Annotated in this window: 1 protein-coding gene; it reads right to left on the bottom strand. The window is 68.3% G+C overall.

The window, feature by feature from the left end; translation table 11 throughout:
• Window positions 1-243: IS3 family transposase (locus I6F35_RS39865; RefSeq protein WP_225122995.1), on the bottom strand; the 243-nt coding region annotated here is incomplete at both ends.

Here is a 243-nt window from a genome sequence, read left to right on the forward strand (position 1 = left end):
CGCTTGCGGACGGTGAGCCCTTCCTCGCGATAAAGCCGGTAGATCCGGTTGATCCCCGATGGTTCGCCCTCCCGCCGCAGCAAAACGAACAGCCGGCGGTATCCGAAACGCCGCCGCTCGTTGGCGAGGTCGCGCAATCGGCCACGCAGAACTGCGTCCGGCGGGCGGCGGGAGCGGTAGCGGATCGTCTTCCGGTCCGCGCTGACGATCGAACAGCCCCGCCGCTCCGACAGGCTCATGACG

It is taken from the genome of Bradyrhizobium sp. BRP22 (genome assembly GCF_020194175.1).
Classification (GTDB): Bacteria; Pseudomonadota; Alphaproteobacteria; order Rhizobiales; family Xanthobacteraceae; genus Bradyrhizobium.